12 protein-coding genes are annotated in these 16,144 nt (G+C 40.7%); 10 read left to right on the top strand and 2 right to left on the bottom strand.

The window, feature by feature from the left end; genetic code table 11:
• The first annotated feature begins 222 nt into the window (after positions 1–222).
• The 3 genes from IQ276_RS23045 (at position 223) to IQ276_RS23035 (ending at position 2,443) form a co-directional block, all read left to right on the top strand.
• Positions 223–885: an ATP-dependent Clp protease proteolytic subunit gene (locus tag IQ276_RS23045; RefSeq protein WP_190881194.1), complete on the top strand. Its 663-nt coding sequence runs from the start codon at positions 223–225 to the stop codon at positions 883–885.
• A gap of 103 nt (positions 886–988) precedes the next feature.
• Positions 989–1,582 (top strand): ATP-dependent Clp protease proteolytic subunit, encoded by a 594-nt coding sequence (locus IQ276_RS23040; protein WP_193925093.1) that lies wholly within the window; start codon positions 989–991, stop codon positions 1,580–1,582.
• Positions 1,583–1,819: 237 nt separating this feature from the next.
• Complete coding sequence (locus IQ276_RS23035) at positions 1,820–2,443, top strand: J domain-containing protein (protein WP_193924941.1); 624 nt, start codon at positions 1,820–1,822, stop codon at positions 2,441–2,443.
• A 66-nt stretch (positions 2,444–2,509) separates the two neighbouring features.
• Here the strand turns inward: IQ276_RS23035 and IQ276_RS23030 are convergent, their stop codons facing one another.
• On the bottom strand, positions 2,510–3,712 hold the full coding sequence (locus tag IQ276_RS23030; protein WP_193924943.1) for an aminotransferase-like domain-containing protein: 1,203 nt from the start codon (positions 3,710–3,712) through the stop codon (positions 2,510–2,512).
• A 99-nt stretch (positions 3,713–3,811) separates the two neighbouring features.
• Here IQ276_RS23030 and IQ276_RS23025 point away from each other — a divergent pair, with 99 nt between their 5' ends.
• From IQ276_RS23025 to IQ276_RS23015, 3 genes are all read left to right on the top strand, one after another.
• On the top strand, positions 3,812–4,633 hold the full coding sequence (locus IQ276_RS23025; RefSeq protein WP_235115893.1) for a basic amino acid ABC transporter substrate-binding protein: 822 nt from the start codon (positions 3,812–3,814) through the stop codon (positions 4,631–4,633).
• 272 nt (positions 4,634–4,905) lie between these two features.
• On the top strand, positions 4,906–6,891 hold the full coding sequence (locus tag IQ276_RS23020; protein ID WP_235115892.1) for a serine/threonine phosphatase: 1,986 nt from the start codon (positions 4,906–4,908) through the stop codon (positions 6,889–6,891).
• Positions 6,892–7,025: 134 nt separating this feature from the next.
• The gene (locus IQ276_RS23015; protein ID WP_235115891.1) at positions 7,026–8,306 is read left to right on the top strand and encodes an FHA domain-containing serine/threonine-protein kinase; all 1,281 of its coding nucleotides are present in this window, start codon (positions 7,026–7,028) and stop codon (positions 8,304–8,306) included.
• A 120-nt stretch (positions 8,307–8,426) separates the two neighbouring features.
• On the opposite strand, the gene IQ276_RS23010 is transcribed toward IQ276_RS23015, so the two are convergent.
• On the bottom strand, positions 8,427–8,645 hold the full coding sequence (locus IQ276_RS23010; RefSeq protein WP_073642389.1) for a DUF4327 family protein: 219 nt from the start codon (positions 8,643–8,645) through the stop codon (positions 8,427–8,429).
• A gap of 763 nt (positions 8,646–9,408) precedes the next feature.
• On the opposite strand from IQ276_RS23010, the gene IQ276_RS23005 reads away from it, so the two are divergent.
• The 4 genes from IQ276_RS23005 (at position 9,409) to IQ276_RS40735 (ending at position 16,035) form a co-directional block, all read left to right on the top strand.
• Positions 9,409–9,810, top strand: coding sequence for a tetratricopeptide repeat protein (locus IQ276_RS23005; protein ID WP_193916807.1), 402 nt, complete (start codon positions 9,409–9,411; stop codon positions 9,808–9,810).
• A gap of 33 nt (positions 9,811–9,843) precedes the next feature.
• Positions 9,844–10,371 (top strand): class I SAM-dependent methyltransferase, encoded by a 528-nt coding sequence (locus IQ276_RS23000; protein ID WP_193916805.1) that lies wholly within the window; start codon positions 9,844–9,846, stop codon positions 10,369–10,371.
• On the top strand, positions 10,368–13,319 hold the full coding sequence (locus IQ276_RS22995; RefSeq protein WP_193916803.1) for a glycosyltransferase: 2,952 nt from the start codon (positions 10,368–10,370) through the stop codon (positions 13,317–13,319). Before IQ276_RS23000 ends, IQ276_RS22995 begins: the two co-directional genes overlap by 4 nt.
• 79 nt (positions 13,320–13,398) lie before the next feature.
• Positions 13,399–16,035 carry a glycosyltransferase family protein gene (locus tag IQ276_RS40735; protein ID WP_309245604.1) on the top strand — a complete coding sequence of 879 codons (2,637 nt, stop codon included), beginning with the start codon at positions 13,399–13,401 and terminating at the stop codon, positions 16,033–16,035.
• The last annotated feature ends 109 nt before the right edge of the window (positions 16,036–16,144 follow it).

Here is a 16,144-nt window from a genome sequence, read left to right as displayed (position 1 = left end):
CCTATTTAGGATAAAGATATTTGTAAATAACTTCAAAGCACTACTTTAGCGCTACGGAAAACCTATGGAAATACATTAATATAATCAGAATATCTTAGAAGCCAAACATTGGCAGATGCTAGCCCCCCTTCAGCATTAGGGAGAAATCCACACCTTGAACCAAGTTAGCATCACGCTAGGATGTATTACAGTTAACGGCATAATTTCAGGCGATCAGTTGCTATGGACATTTCCGCCATCAAGGCTGTTCAATCCCCTTACTACGGCGATCGATTTTACCGGAAACCGCCGCCAGATTTACCGTCTCTCTTATTAAAGGAGCGAATTGTCTACTTGGGAACTCCTTTAGTTCCACAAATCACCAAACTGATCATCGCCGAACTCCTGTACTTGCAGTCTGATGACCCAGAAAAACCAATTAAAATTTACATCAACTCTACAGGCACTTCTGGTTACAGTGGCGAACCCATAGGCTTTGAAACCGAAGCCTTCGCCATCTATGACACAATGAAATATATCAAGCCTCCCATCCACACCATCTGCATCGGTTCCGCGATGGGAATGGCAGCGATGATCCTCAGTGCTGGTACGAAAGGTTGCCGTGCTAGCTTACCCCATGCTTCGATTATTCTGCACCAACCCAAGAGTTACACCCAAGGTCAAGCAACGGATATTCAAATTCGGGCCAGGGAAGTTCTAGTTAACAAGACAGCAATGATTGACATTTTGTCTCGTAACACAGAACAGGCGGCAGAAAAAATTAGCAAAGATATGGATCGTCTACTATACATGACTCCCTATCAAGCTAAAGAATACGGTTTGATTGACCGAGTTTTTGAAAAAGAAGAACTCGCCAATCCCCCACTACCTGCCAGCGTCCTTTAAAAAATGAAGTGAGTCTGATTTCTTGGGATTTCAACTCACTCTACCCCACAGAAGCGCCCAGGCTTCATCCTTGCTATAAATCATTGTAATAACGGAGCAAATTATGCCTATTGGTTACCCTAGCGTTCCCTATCGGTTGCCAGGGGGACAGATGGAGGAATGGGTTCACATTTATACTCGTCTTTCCCTGGAACGCATTATTTTTCTGGGAGAGGAAATTGATGATAAAATTGCCAACGAGATTATAGCCTTCTTGCTATATCTGGATTCAGAAGATCCAGGCAAAGATATTTACATATACATCAACTCTCCTGGCGGTATGGTCACCTCTGGGCTGGCAATTTATGACACCATGCAACACATCAAATCAGATGTGGTCACCATATGCACGGGTCTAGCAGCCTCTATGGGGTCATTTCTGCTAGCAGGTGGAGCCAAAGGCAAACGCCTAGCATTGCCGCACTCACGGATTATGATACACCAACCTTCTGGTGGCACCCGTGGGCAAGCAAGCGATATCGAAATTGAAGCTAGAGAAATTCTGCGGATTCGTAACCAGCTAAATCAAATTTATGCTGACAACACTGGTCAAACCTTAGCAAAAATTGAAAAAGACATGGATCGCGACTTTTTCATGTCTGCCCCAGAAGCTAAAGAATACGGTTTAATTGACCGTGTGATTGAAGAAAGACCGTAGGAATGGGGAGTAGGGAATAGGGAATAGGGAGTAGGGAAAGATGAGGGAGATGAGGGAGATGAGGGAGAATAACTCTTAACTCCCCACTCCCCACTGCCCACTCCCCACTGCCCACTCCCGAAAAAACTGTCAAAATTGAACTTTAAAATAGCAAATTAACCCTTATGATTAATATCTCAGGCTTGAAGCTGATAGCTGATAGCCCCTAGCTAAATATTCGATAGCTCATAGCTCAAGATGGATCTTGGAGATTGCTACCGTTTATTGGGTTTAAGGTCGGGAGCCTCTTTTGCTGACATTAAAGCGTCTTACCGACGACTAGCGCAGCAATATCATCCCGATATCAACCCAGATGACAACAAAGCCAAAGATAAGTTTATTGCCTTGACAGAGGCTTACAAACTCCTGCTGACGGTAGTACTGCCAGAGGAAACAGCTGCACATTCAAATCAGGTGTCAACAGCGGGACGCGATCGCCCCAAAGCAACGCATCGGGAAAAAACACCAGTAAAAAAGGCCACAAGCCAAGAACCGACGACACCGAAGCCGCCGAATTTAGTGGAAATAGAACAGCGGCTAAAGTGGAAGACTTATGAGCAATTGCAGCGATTTTTGCAAGAAAGACGATTTCCCCAAGCGATCGCCCTGGCTGAAGCTTTATCAGATCGGTTGTCAGGGGATGCAGAAGTTCGTCAATGGCTAGCAGTTGCCTACCAAATCTGGGGACGGGCGTTAATTTCGGAAAACCAGTTGCTCAAAGCTAGAATTTATCTCAAAAAAGCCCTGAAAACAGACCCCCACAATAAAAGCCTCTGGTATGAAGTGCAGCGGGATTTCGAGCGTTTAGAACAAATTTTTTGAATTCTTCTTCAAAAGTCCCAATAAACTTAATTACGAATTACGAATTACGAATTACGAATTATTTCGTCATCGCTGCCATTGGCGCAACACTCTTCCAAGGGTAGCGATTCCCTCCACAATCTTGTCGTTTGGTTGAAAACTGAAAGCTAGCCTCATGGCATCATCCCCCTGACCGTTGGCGTAACAACGAGTTCCTGGTAGAAAGCTGACGCCGTGTTCTGCACAAGCAGTCAGGAGTGCTTTGGCACTGATATTTTGCGGCAATTTACACCAAACGAAAAAGCCGCCGTCTGGTTGTAAAGCAACTATATCGCTGGGAAACTCAGCAGCGATCGCTTCTAACAACAAATTACACTTATGCTGATAGCAGGTGATTAACTTCTGAATATGAGCATCTAATTTCCCTGTGGCACAGTAGCGCCCAACTACATGACTGACAAAAGGCCCCACAGGCCCCTCGCTTTTGAACATTGCCAAGCGCTCAATAATTGCTGGATCGCCACAAGCCCAGCCCAACCTCACACCAGGCGCAATAATTTTCGAGAAGGTACTCACATAGAACACCCACCCTTCTTGGTCGAGAGATGCTAAGGAAGGCACAGCTTCGCCCTGAAAACGCAAATCCTTATACGCATCGTCTTCCACCACCAGCACACCATATTCAGCCGCCAGTGCTACTAATTTTTGGCGGCGAAATAACGGCATAGTAGTGCCTGTGGGATTGTGAAACGTGGGAATTGTGTAAATAAACCTGGGTCGAATGCCCTGTTTTTTCAAGTCACTTAAAGTTTCTTCTAGGGCGTCCACATCCATTCCCAATTCATCCACAGGAATGGTAATTAGGCGTGCGCCAGCGTGAACAAATCTAGCAACTACTCCCAAGAAGGTTGGGCCTTCCACAATCACCACATCACCGGGTTCGATAAATACATCTGGTAGTAAGCCGAGAATCTGCCCAGAACCGTAGCCAAGGAGAACACGATCGCGATCAGCAGCGATTCCTTGAGCCTGCAAGCGGAGGATAATTTGCTCATACAGTTGAGCTGAAGGTGGGCCGTAGTTGAGAGCGATCGCAGCCTCTTGTGCCAGCACAGCAGCACTTGCATCTGCTAAATCAGCATGAGGAAAAAGAGTTGGGTCAGCTAAACCGTAGGTAAAACTGACACTGACGATTTTGGTTAACTCTGTGCCATAGGTTGGTGGTGCCAGGTTTTTGGCTCGTTCGGCGAACAAATCAGCAATTTGATGAGCAGAAGTAGTGTGAGCCATAGAGCGCAAATTGTGTTCTCAAAAAAATGTATGTTTAACTGGTGTGGGCAAAAACAAAATTGTAGAACTTTTAGCTATCTAACTAATTCCCAATGCCCCATGCCCCATGCCCAATGCCCAATAACTACAGTGAAATTGATTAAGTGCAAGTGGCAGCAGCTAATTTTGAGTTTAGGCTGTATGTTACTGGTTATTGCTTGTAACAGTTTCTATCCCAGTACCAACCAAGATGCAAAACTTCTCAAGGTTGCTACAGATCCTACCTTTATCCCTTTTGAAATCCAAACAGCTAGCGGGAAGTTAGAAGGCTTTGATATTGATTTGATGAGGGCGATCGCTCAAGTGGCTCTTTTTACAGTTAAGTTTGAAAATCTGCCCTTTGATGGCATGATATCGGCTTTGCAAGCTAAAAGAGTTGATGCCGCAATTAGTGGAATTACAATTACCGCCGAACGCCTGAAAACAATTGCTTTTTCACGACCTTATTTTAAAGCCGGACTAGCGATCGCTACACGCCAAGATAATCAAAATATTAAAGACTTCAACAGTCTCCAGGGGAAAAAAATTGCTGTACAAATTGGTTCCACTGGGGCAGATTTTGCCAAAACCATCCCCAACGCCAAAATTAGTACTTTTAATTCTGGCCCAGAATTTTTTCAAGACTTGCTCAACGGCAATGTTGATGCTGTAGTTAGCGATGCTTTCGCTACTTTGTATGCGATTAAAAATGGCAAACTCAAAGGCATCAAAGTTGTTGCCGACCTACTCACCGAAGAATACTACGGCATTGCCACACCTAAAGATTCTCCTCACCTAGACGCAATTAACAAAGCCATAGCCACTTTGTTATCCAACGGCACTTACAAGCAAATTTATCAAAAATGGTTTAACGCCGAACCTCCGCAATTGCCAGAATCTTGAGCATCGGGCATCGGGCATCGGGGACTGGGGATTGGGTACTGGGTATTGGGTATCAAGAATTTTATCCTAGTTCCTAATCCCCAGTCCCTAGTCCCCAGAATTAACTGCTAATATCTAAAATATTTGATGCGTCAGAATTAATACTGCCACCAAAATTCACTGTTAAAATTACAATCTATTGTAAGTCTACTGTAGTCAGGGGCAGCCAATTGTGGCACCTTGGATCTTAGTGGCTAGAACCACCTTGAAACGGGAATTAAGGAACTTCCACTATGCTGATTTGCCCTCAGTGTAAATTTGAAAACCCTAATACCAACAAATTCTGTCAAAAATGCGGCACGTCCCTGACTCACAAAATCTGTCCTGAATGCAGTACCGATGTTCCTGTGAATGCCCTACGTTGTCACAACTGTGGCACAGAATGCGGAACAGTATTTTGGGCAATTATTACTCAAGAAGGGACTGGAGATGAGGGAGCAGGGGGAGCAGGGGGAGCAGGGGAAGCAGGGGAAGTAAATTCTCCCTCATCCCCCTCATCCCCTCTACCCCCTCCCCCTAACCCTGAAATAACATTAGGCTCCTATTTAGACTCTCAGCAGCGCTATCAATTGTTAGATACCTTACCTAGTTTAGAAAATATTACTGAGGCAGAGGCAAGAGTTGTAGACTGCCAACCGTATCAAATATCACCTATAGAGGCAATATTAGGAAATCAGCAATCGGATCTGGTAACGCCATCAGTGCCAACAAATGTAATTCCTAGCCTTGCTAAACTTTATATTGCTTTACAATACCAAGGTCAGCCAGGGATACCACGGATTCACGATGCATGGCAGCAAGGTGATAAACAGGTAGTAGTAATCGAAGACCGTTCGGATTGGCAACTTTTACTCGATTTGTGGCAAGAAGAGACAACGAGTTCGTTAAAAATTTTACACTGGTGTTATCAAATGACCCAACTTTGGGCAATATTGGAACCAGTGAATTGTCGTCAAAGTCTGTTGGAATTGTCGAATTTGCGATTGGATGAAGACCAAACGCTGGCGCTACAGAGATTGTATGTGGAATCAGGGAATAGTCAGGCGATCGCCGAGTCGCTAGAAGATGACCAAGCCCAAATATCTGTTATTTCAGAGCAATCCTTAACCATCCAAGCTTTGGGGCGGGTTTGGCAAACGCTATTTAGACAGACTCAACGCACTCAATTTGGCTCTGTAGTGCAGATGTTAGGAGATTTAGAGGCAGGTAAAATTGAAACGATCGCACAGTTGCGATCGCGTTTGCAGGAAATCTCTGTGGAACTGGAAGCACTAGGAACCCCAACTTTGCCCCCAATAGAGGAGAAACATACTGTTGTGCCTACTATCCTGCAATCGGAAGAACCAGAAGATATCATTAGTAAAACTGATGATATGCCAACTGTTGTGCTGGCAATGCAATTAAGTAGCTTGGAAGATGCAGGACGCACAGATGTCGGGCGTCAACGTCATCATAACGAAGACTACTTTGGTATTGAAACCAAAATTGACAAACTGGAGTTGCCCAAAACTCGAATCCTGGAAGGGCATGGTTTGTATATCCTCTGTGATGGTATGGGTGGACACGCTGGCGGCGAGGTAGCCAGCGAGTTAGCAGTCAACACCCTCAGGCAATATTTCCAAGAACACTGGATTCCTAATCAACTGCCAACCGAAAATAGCATTCGTGAGGCAGTTTATTTAGCTAATGAGGCGATTTACAAGCTCAATCAACAAGATGCTCGTTCTGGAGTTGGGCGCATGGGTACAACTCTGGTAATGCTCTTAATTCAAGACACTCAAGCAGCAGTCGCTCATGTGGGAGATAGCCGCCTTTATCGCCTGACCCGCAAACAGGGATTAGAACAAGTCACAGTAGATCACGAAGTCGGGCAACGTGAAATTACTAGGGGAGTGGAAGCAAGTATAGCTTATGCCCGCCCGGATGCCTACCAACTCACTCAAGCATTGGGGCCTCGTGATGAAAACTCCATTAATCCCGATGTGGGCTTTTTCGAGATCAATGAAGATACCCTTCTAGTATTGGCATCGGACGGTTTATCAGATAATGATTTACTAGAAACCCATTGGCAGACTCACTTAGAACCCTTACTGAGTTCTAGCGCGAACTTAGAACGGGGCGTTACAGACTTAATTGATTTGGCAAACCAACACAATGGTCACGACAACATTACTGCTATACTGATTCGGGCAAAAGTGCGCCCAAATCTTGAAAGTTAAAGAAGGGACTGGGGACTGGGGACTAGGGACTGGGCACTGAGAACTAGGATAAAATTCTTTATACCCAATCCCCAGTACCCAATACCCAATCCCCAATCCCTAATCCCCAGTCCCCTTACCTTACAGGTTATATTGTGGTTACTCTGACCCTGTTAGAACCGCAACAGAAAACGCCGCTCCATCAGTGGTGCTTTGAAAACTCTTCCATAATTCGGATTGGTCGAGCAGCAGACAATCATGTTGTTTTAACTGATAGTTTGGTTTCTCGGTATCATCTAGAACTTAGACAAGTGGATGCTGCCAGCAATGGCGGTGCTTGGCAACTAATTAGTCAGGGCACAAATGGAACTTTCCTCAATGGTGTCCTGGTGATCCAAAGTCTGTTACCAGATAATTCACTTTTGCAACTGGCACAAGGAGGTCCAATACTGCAATTCCAAATCCAGGCGGTAAAACCACCGGAGGTTTGGTTGCCTTGGCAAGAGATCCAAGAAACGCTGGAAAACGCAGCTCCAACAGTCTCCTCAGCAAAAAATCCTGGGATTTTATCCTACACTTGCACCCACGAAGGTAACTCCCCGAATAATCTCTTTTGCATCCACTGTGGTCAACCCCTGTCAGTGCAACAGAAGATTCGCCATTATCAGGTGTTGCGAACTCTAGGACAAGGAGGGATGGGTACTACCTATCTCGCTTGGGATGCGGCTGGTTTGATTGCGGGTATGCCAAAACTACTGGTGTTGAAGCAAATGAATGCTGATATGGTGAGAATTGCCAAAGCTCAAGAATTATTTGAGCGGGAAGCGTATACTCTCAAATCTCTCAAGCATCCTGGAATTCCCAAGTATTACGATTTCTTTGTGGAAGATGGAAAAAAATTCTTGGCAATGGAACTAATCCACGGACAAGATTTAGAGAAACGAATTTCTACCACTGGTCCAGTAACGCCAAACCAAGCGATCGCCTGGATGATCCAAACCTGCGATATTCTAGACTATCTTCATAGCCAAGAGCCTCCACTGATCCACCGCGATATAAAACCCGCTAACTTGATGGTGCGAAGCTTTCAAAATCGCATAGTGGTGCTGGATTTTGGTGCAGTTAAGGAAATTGGTACACTGCCTGGTACTCGTATTGGGGCAGAAGGTTACTGCGCTCCCGAACAAGAACGAGGACAACCTTTGACGCAATCTGATTTATATGCAATTGGGCCAACGCTGATTTTTCTGCTCACGGGCGAAAACCCTTTCAAGTATTACCGCCAACAGGGGCGACACTTCAGGTTTGATGTGGCAAAAGTTCCTACTATTAGTTCCCAATTAAGAGATGTTATTGACCGCGTTACCGAACCATTGCCACGCGATCGCTATCAGACTGCCAAGGAATTAGCGGAGGCCTTAGCTGCTTGTCAATAGGGGGACTGGGGACTGGGGACTGGGTATTGGGGATTGGGTATTGGGGATTGGGTATTAGCAGTTAAAAGAATTATTTCCTAGTCCCTAATCCCCAGTCCCCAGTCCCTAGTCCCCAATGCCCTATTCTTCATCCCAAGCTTCTACATCTAACAATTCGCTAATTGGGTCTTGCATACTAAAGCCAAAGTCTAGCAGTTCTTGTTTCCAGTGCTGCCATTCATTGCCGTAGAGCAAAGCGATTTTCCAGATACTATCGCTTGGCTTGATAATGTTCGATTCTATGAGTGATTGCACGTTACGCTGCAATTTCACCATTGGGTGAATTACTTGCTGAGTCATAACCTCGATTGAATTCAGATTTTGTTTGGTAAATGCTTAATTAAAACTGCTTTCCATTCTGCAATTGTTGCCGGCTCGTAGAGTGGTGTAATTTGGTAAAGCTAGTCTTAACTTTCTAACTATACCATAACAAACTCTACTCAATTACTGGGAAATTCATTTTTGTACGGTAATCACCACCAGAATACTCTAATTGTGCTAGGCACTCCTTCAACTGCTTGGAGAAATCGGGCAGGGGTTAAGGGATGAGGTCGATAAAGGGTAAGTTGCACTGCTCACCTGAGTGAGGAGGATTGGTAAAAGTTTATTTCTTTTAGTCACAAAAAATAGGTGTGCTTGTCGAAGAAACGATGGAACACGGGCTAATTTGAAAGTTTTTGACTGACTATGAAGTTTGCAATCGAGTAGGAATGTCTACCCTTTATATTTATTTAAACGTTATTTACAATATCGCAAACATCTATAGTTAAGCAAATTTATCGCAAATCTTCATATAGTTTTAATCTTCAGGACAGAGAATAAAAAGTATTGGGTTGTGCTGTTTAGGTACAGCAGAGGGTTTTGCTTGGAAGGGGGGCGATCGCCTCATTAAATTCTCCGTCTAGGATTGGCTTAGCACAGACCTCGTTTATATTCCGAGCCAGGTTTTGAATTTTGTGTGAAAAATTTCCAGTCAATATGTTAGTTTCTCTTGAGCAGGTGGGTATCCTCATAACGGGAGGCTTGCTGATACCTAAGTATTTACCACAGCAACTATTGAGACATGGCTGGTTCAGGGGAAGAATACCTAATTTCCCGTAAAAAGCAGATTGAGCGGCGACAAAGGATTGTAACGATAGTGTCGTTAGTGTCGTTTGTTGGTTCTACGGTCTTTGCAGCTATTCCCGCAATCCAACAGGCTATTCAAAGTCCTAAGTCAGCAATTGCGTCTCCTTCTGCTGAGTCTGTACTACAAAAACAGGTGAAGGGCTACGAGTTGGTTTTACAACGGGAACCAGAAAACCAACTTGCTTTAGAAAAACTGTCTTTGTTGCGGTTGAAACTGAAGGATGCTAAGGGTGCGATGGAACCTTTAGAGAAGCTAGTCAAATTGCACCCAGAAAGGGAAGATTACAAAACTGTATTAGAGCAGATTAAGAAGCAAGAAGGGAAGGGCGATCGCTAGACAAATACACTCATTAAGCACAAAATCATAACTATGTTGCAATCCCCAAAAGATTTAGAAGCATTTTATCAACAGAATGATCCTTGGCAATATGAAATCACGCCTGATGACAAGAAAAGAAAAGAAACAATTTTGAGTGAAATTCCTAACAAAAATTATAGGCACGTTCTTGATATAGGTTGTGGGCATGGGTTTATTACACGAGATTTACCTGGAGAAAATGTACTAGGAGTCGATATTTCATCTAATGCCATACGGCAAGCAAAAGCTCATGAAACTAGTAGGGTGAAATTTCTTCAATCTTCTATATTTGAAATTCCTGAACAAATTCAACAAAAGTTTGAATTAGTAATTATAACAGGTGTTTTGTACTCTCAATACATTGGGAATTCGTATAATCTAATTTATTTACTGATCAATCAACTAATCGTAGATGATGGCATCCTTATATGTTGCCATATTGATGAATGGTATAAAGCTCGTTTTCCTTATCTAATGCTTGATTATTATCTGTTTGGATATAGAGAATATACTCAAAGATTGGAGATTTACATAAAATGACTATTTTAATGTATCATAAGATTTTTTTAGATAGCCCGACAATGTGGTGGGTATCTGTTGATAATTTTTACAGACAGATGCTCGAATTAAAATCTAGAAATGTCATTTACTTAGATAAGTATAACCCCAAAGATTCTAATCAATTTGTAATCACATTTGATGGTATTTACAAAAATGTTTTAGATTACGCAGTACCTATACTCCATGAATTTGGCTATCCTTTTGAATTGTTTATATCAAGTGATTATATAGGTAAAAATAATTCTTTTGACCAGCCAGAACCATTAGCGGAATTTGTGACCTTAGAAGACTTAAACGTATTAGTTGAAAGCAATGGTAGGTTACAATGGCACACTAAGTCTCATCCTGATTTAACAAAAGAACAAGATATATCAAATATCATATTTGAATTGGAAATTCCTCCGGGTTTAAGAAAAATAGATCCAAAAGGATTTAATTGGTTTGCTTATCCCTATGGAAATTTTAATCAAATAGTAGTTCAAGAAATTAAGAAAAGATTTGTAGGAGGCTTATCTTGTCATCAAGGTAATGATACGGATATTTATTGTTTAAATCGGATCACTGTAACTAATGAAACTATATTTAAGAAGGCTACCATCAGTGTTATTATTGCATCATATAACTATGGCTCATTGCTAGTTGAGGCAATAGAGTCAGTGTTGCGTCAGACTAGAATGCCTGATGAAATTCTAATTACAGATGACGCATCTGATGATAATACATATGAAATAGCTGAATTTTATCGTAGTAAATATCCTCATTTAATTAAAGTTAATAGAAATGAGGAAAATCTCGGCATAGTAAAACACTTTAACAAGGCTATAAGCCTAACCAAATCAGATTATATTACTTTTTTGGGTGCTGACAACAGATATAGAAGTGATTTTATTGAAAAAACCTCAATTGTGCTTGATCGATCTCCAGATGTAGCCATAGCTTACTCTGACTTTGCCTTGTTTGGTTCTAGAGCTAAGGTAGTATACGATTCTTACCCACAAAATCGGCGCGGCTCTATCAAAGGAGATAGTTTTTTTGTAATTAACTTTCCAGATTTCAATGATGCTACCAAACACGAATTATTAACAAAAGGTAATTTTATACATGGATCTTCAATGTATAGGCGACAAGCATTTTATGAAGTTGGAGGTTATATTGAGCAAGCAAATTTACCTGAGGACTATAATCTTTTCTTACGAATTGTAAAGACAGGATGGAATGCTGTACGAGTACCATTCCCCATTCTAGAGTACAGACAACATTCAAAGTCTCAAGCGAACGTTCGTCAGGCAACCTTTGCAGAATTACAGTTTTATAAACAGTTAAGTCAAGCTCTACATCAACAAATACAACAACTTAACTGGCAGTTACAGGTAGCTCAGACAGCAAGTTCAATAATACAAATTGACAGTAATTTTGCGGCTACAAGTTCAGTTGTTGAACCTATTGATTATCCGGCTGTCCCTAAACTAGTTACAGATATTGATAGACCGTTCTGGTCTGTGATGATTCCTGCATATAACAATACAAAATACTTAGAACAGACTCTAAAAAGTGTCTTAGAGCAAGCACCAACATCTGAGATAATGCAAATCGAGGTTGTTGATGATTGTTCTACTGAAGGTGATGTAGAAGAAATTATTCAGCGAGTAGGTAAAGGCAGGGTTGATTTTTATCGACAACCTAAAAATCTAGGTTTAATTGGTAATTGGAATGCTTGTATCCAACGTGCGCGTGGTTATTGGGTTCACATATTACACCAAGATGATATAGTCATGCCTGGGTTTTATAATCGTTTACAAGCAAGTTTAGAAAAAGAAACTAGCGTTGGAGCAGCATTTTGCCGCCATAGTTATATAGATAAAAACAGTAACTGGCTATTTTTGTCTCTACTAGAAAGGGAGACATCCGGTATCCTTTTCAACTGGCTAGAGTTAATCGCTACAATGCAACGCGTTCAATTTCCCGCTATTGTAGTCAGACGCAGTACCTATGAAAAATTCGGTGGATTTTGTTCAGAAGCAGGTTCTGCTGCTGATTGGGAGATGTGGAAACGAATCGCGGCACACTACCCAATTTGGTATGAGCCTCAAATTTTAGCATGTTTCCGTTTACATTCTGCCTCAGAGTCCTCTAGATTGAACCTAACTGGCACAAATATTGCTGATACCCGTAAGGCTATAGAGATTTCCCAATTCTACTTACCTAACAAAACTGCTACCGATTTATCTGCTAAAGCTAGAGAGTATTATGCATTCGATGCTTTGAGTAGGGCAAGGCAGATGCTAAATAATCAGGACATAGGTGCTGCTATTGCTCTAATTCGAGAGGGACTAAAATGCAGTAACTCTCTTCAAGTAATGGCTTCACTTGCTTCTTTATTAACAACATCTGAAGCTAATCCTTTACTAAATTTATTTTGTTCTTTTTTACTATCTACTGAAAAGCAGCAGATTGTTGCGTCTGTTTCTGAAAACGATGAAGATGACTCATCTGAACAATTTAATTTTCAAGATATTAACTTAATTATTTTCCCAAACTGGCAGCAAACCGAAGAATTACTTTATGAAGATTTAACTAACATAATTAGAACGATTATTAATAATAATTGCTCTCATTTATGTCTGTTGATAGATAGTAGCAGTATTGATGATGAAGACGCAAACTTTATTATATCTGATGTGACTTTTAATTTAATTCAACAATATGATTTAGATATTACAAACTACGAGCCAGTAATTTCTTTGACAAGTAATCTTAGTGAAAAGCAATGGAAAGTTATTTTAGAAAAAATACATGCACGGATCATTTTATCAAACGAAGACAAAAAAATAATAACCCAAGTAGGAGCCGATAGTATTTTTTCATTACATATTCAAGATTTAAAAAGTTATATTTTAGAGAAATTGAATCCTTTGCTAGTTGAATAAAAATTAATTAAAAGGATTAACTAGCTGTTCAAACTACCAGTCAATATAAGAGTAATTAAGTTTAATCGAGAGATTAATTATGAATAATCATCGATATGACAATCTACGCATAGATGTCGTTTTACAAGCAACTGGAATTCATGGGTGGTCTGCTTCACAAGGATGGATAAATACTTTAGAGCGAGAAGGTTTACTTAATCAGGTATTTAGACCAATTGCAGCATGGGGAGGAGAAGAACCAATACATGACGATGGCTTGTTTGAATATCTCAAGAATCCGCAAGCAGACATTATATTAATGCTTGGTTTTGACTGGCATTCTCAACCACTACATAAAAGTATTAAATGGCAAGAAAGATGGCATCAAGCTCAAACAATTAAAATAGCACTACTTCAAGAGTGTTACTCAGCAGAAGTTGTACAAAACACTCCTGCATGGGAGTACCAGATGCACCAAGCAATTACAAATACAATTCCTTGTGTCGATGGTTTAATTTGCCATCATGAACCTGATGTAGACTTTTTACAAAAGCAACTAGGTATATCTTTACCTGTAATTTTTCTACCATTTGCTATTGATACTGAATACTTTAAAAGTCATCAGAAATTTTCAGAAAGATTAAACCGTGCATTATTTAGAGGTAATGCACCCCGTTACTTTACTGAAAATAGTTATAAACAACGCCAAAAGCTGATAGAAGTATTAGGCCAATCTAAAAATATAGATATTTTTTCTAGCAATCTCAATGACTCAAAGCAACAATTTGAGATTTTGCAAGAGTATGTCAAGGAACTTAGTTCTTATAAAATACTTTTGAACTTGCCATCAAATTCGCAGACGTTAACAGCTCGTCCATTTGAAATAATGGCATGTGGTGGCTTGTTGCTTCAAAATGAAGTTTTGGGTATAGAATCTAATGCTCTATTTCAAAATTGGGAAAATATTGTTTACTATGACGCTAACAACCCAGAGGATTTACTTACTAATATCTATTATCTGATTTCCAATGCTGAATTAACTGAAGATATTGCTGAAAAAGGACACGAACTGTGTTATCAAAAACATACACTTGAATGTCGAATTCACAGAATATTAAATTGGATTAATAATCAATTAGAATCAAAAATTTTAGATTGTCACACTGTCAACAGATCTAGAAAAATACAATTAATCAAGAATTCTACAGATATAGACTCTGGTACACTAAACCAATTCTCACAACCTGAAAGCTCAAATTTTAAAATCATAGTTGATGCTGTATTCTTTCAACTCTACCAAACAGGCATCGCCCGTGTTTGGAAATCTTTATTAGAAGAATGGGTTAACAATGGATTTGCAAAGCATATTGTCGTGCTTGACCGTGCTGGAACCGCTCCCAAAATTCCTGGTATTAAGTATCGTAATTTACTACCTTATAACTACAATGATACTGTTGCTGATAGGGAAATACTACAGCAAGTGTGTGATGAAGAAGGTGCAAGTTTGTTTATATCTTCTTACTATACTACCCCCACTACAACGCCTTCTGTATTCATGGCATATGACATGATTCCAGAAGTTATGGGATGGGATATGAATAATCCTATGTGGCGAGAAAAACATTATGGTATCGAATATGCATCTGCCCATATCGCAATTTCTCAACATACGGCGCGTGACTTAGTAAACTGTTTTCCTGATATATCTTTAGAGTCTGTGACTGTTGCTCATTGCGGAGTTAAAAGTACTTTTTCTCCATGTCAGCTTGAAGAAATTAATGCTTTTAAATCCAAATATGGAATTACAAAACCATACTTTATTTTGGTAGGTGTTGGAAGTGCCTATAAGAATAGTATTTTATTCTTCCAAGCTCTTTCCCAACTTAGTAATAGCTATGGATTTGATATTGTTGGTACAGGAAGCGGTGGTTTATTAGCACCTGAGTTTAGAGCCTACACATCCGGTAGTATTGTTCATATGCTGCAACTCAGTGATGAAGAGTTAGCAACAGCTTATTCTGGTGCTGTGGCACTGGTTTATCCTTCTAAATACGAAGGTTTTGGTATGCCTGTTATTGAAGCAATGGCTTGCGGTTGTCCAGTTATCACTTGTCCGAATGCTTCAATTCCAGAAGTGGCAGGAAAAGCGGCAATATATGTAGATGATAGTAATGTAGATGAACTCGCAAATGCACTTTGCGATGTGCAAAAACCTGGTATTCGTAACTCATTAATTGCTGCTGGTTTGGCACAGGCGAAAAAATTCTCGTGGTTAAAAATGGCGGAAACTGTAAGTTCTGCTTTGATTGATGCTACTCTTGTGTCTTTAAACCTCAAAGAAATTAATTTAATTATTTTCCCAGATTGGTCGCAACCAGAAGAGTTAATCGGTTTAGAATTGCAACGAGTGATGAAGGCGGTAGCAACTAATACGAGTAGTGAAAAAACTACCTTACTTATCAATACTGGTAACATTCCTGTTGAGGATGCCGAACTATTTTTGTCTAGTGTAGCTATGAATCTTTTAGTTGAAGAAGATTTAGATGTTACTGAAGGGTTAGAAATTTCTCTGGTGGGAAATTTGGCTGATATTCAGTGGGAAGCCTTGCTACCTAATATTTATGCTCGAATTGTTTTGGAACATGAAGATCAACAAGCTATAGTGCAAGTACAAGCAGAAAACCTGCCATCTCGTCAACTTGAGAGCTTGAGCAATCAACTATATGTGCTGCAATGAAATTGTTGGATAGCTAGCAGATTTTATCTCAATTGAATACACAAAGCAGGGCAGCACATCTGTGCTACCCCACGATCGCCTCTATGGTGCTAACTAATTCAGGACTTAT

The sequence above is a fragment of the Desmonostoc muscorum LEGE 12446 genome, assembly GCF_015207005.2.
Classification (GTDB): domain Bacteria; phylum Cyanobacteriota; class Cyanobacteriia; order Cyanobacteriales; family Nostocaceae; genus Nostoc; species Nostoc muscorum.
The sequence above is the reverse complement of the archived record's forward strand: the minus strand, read 5'-3'. Positions and strand labels throughout refer to the sequence as shown.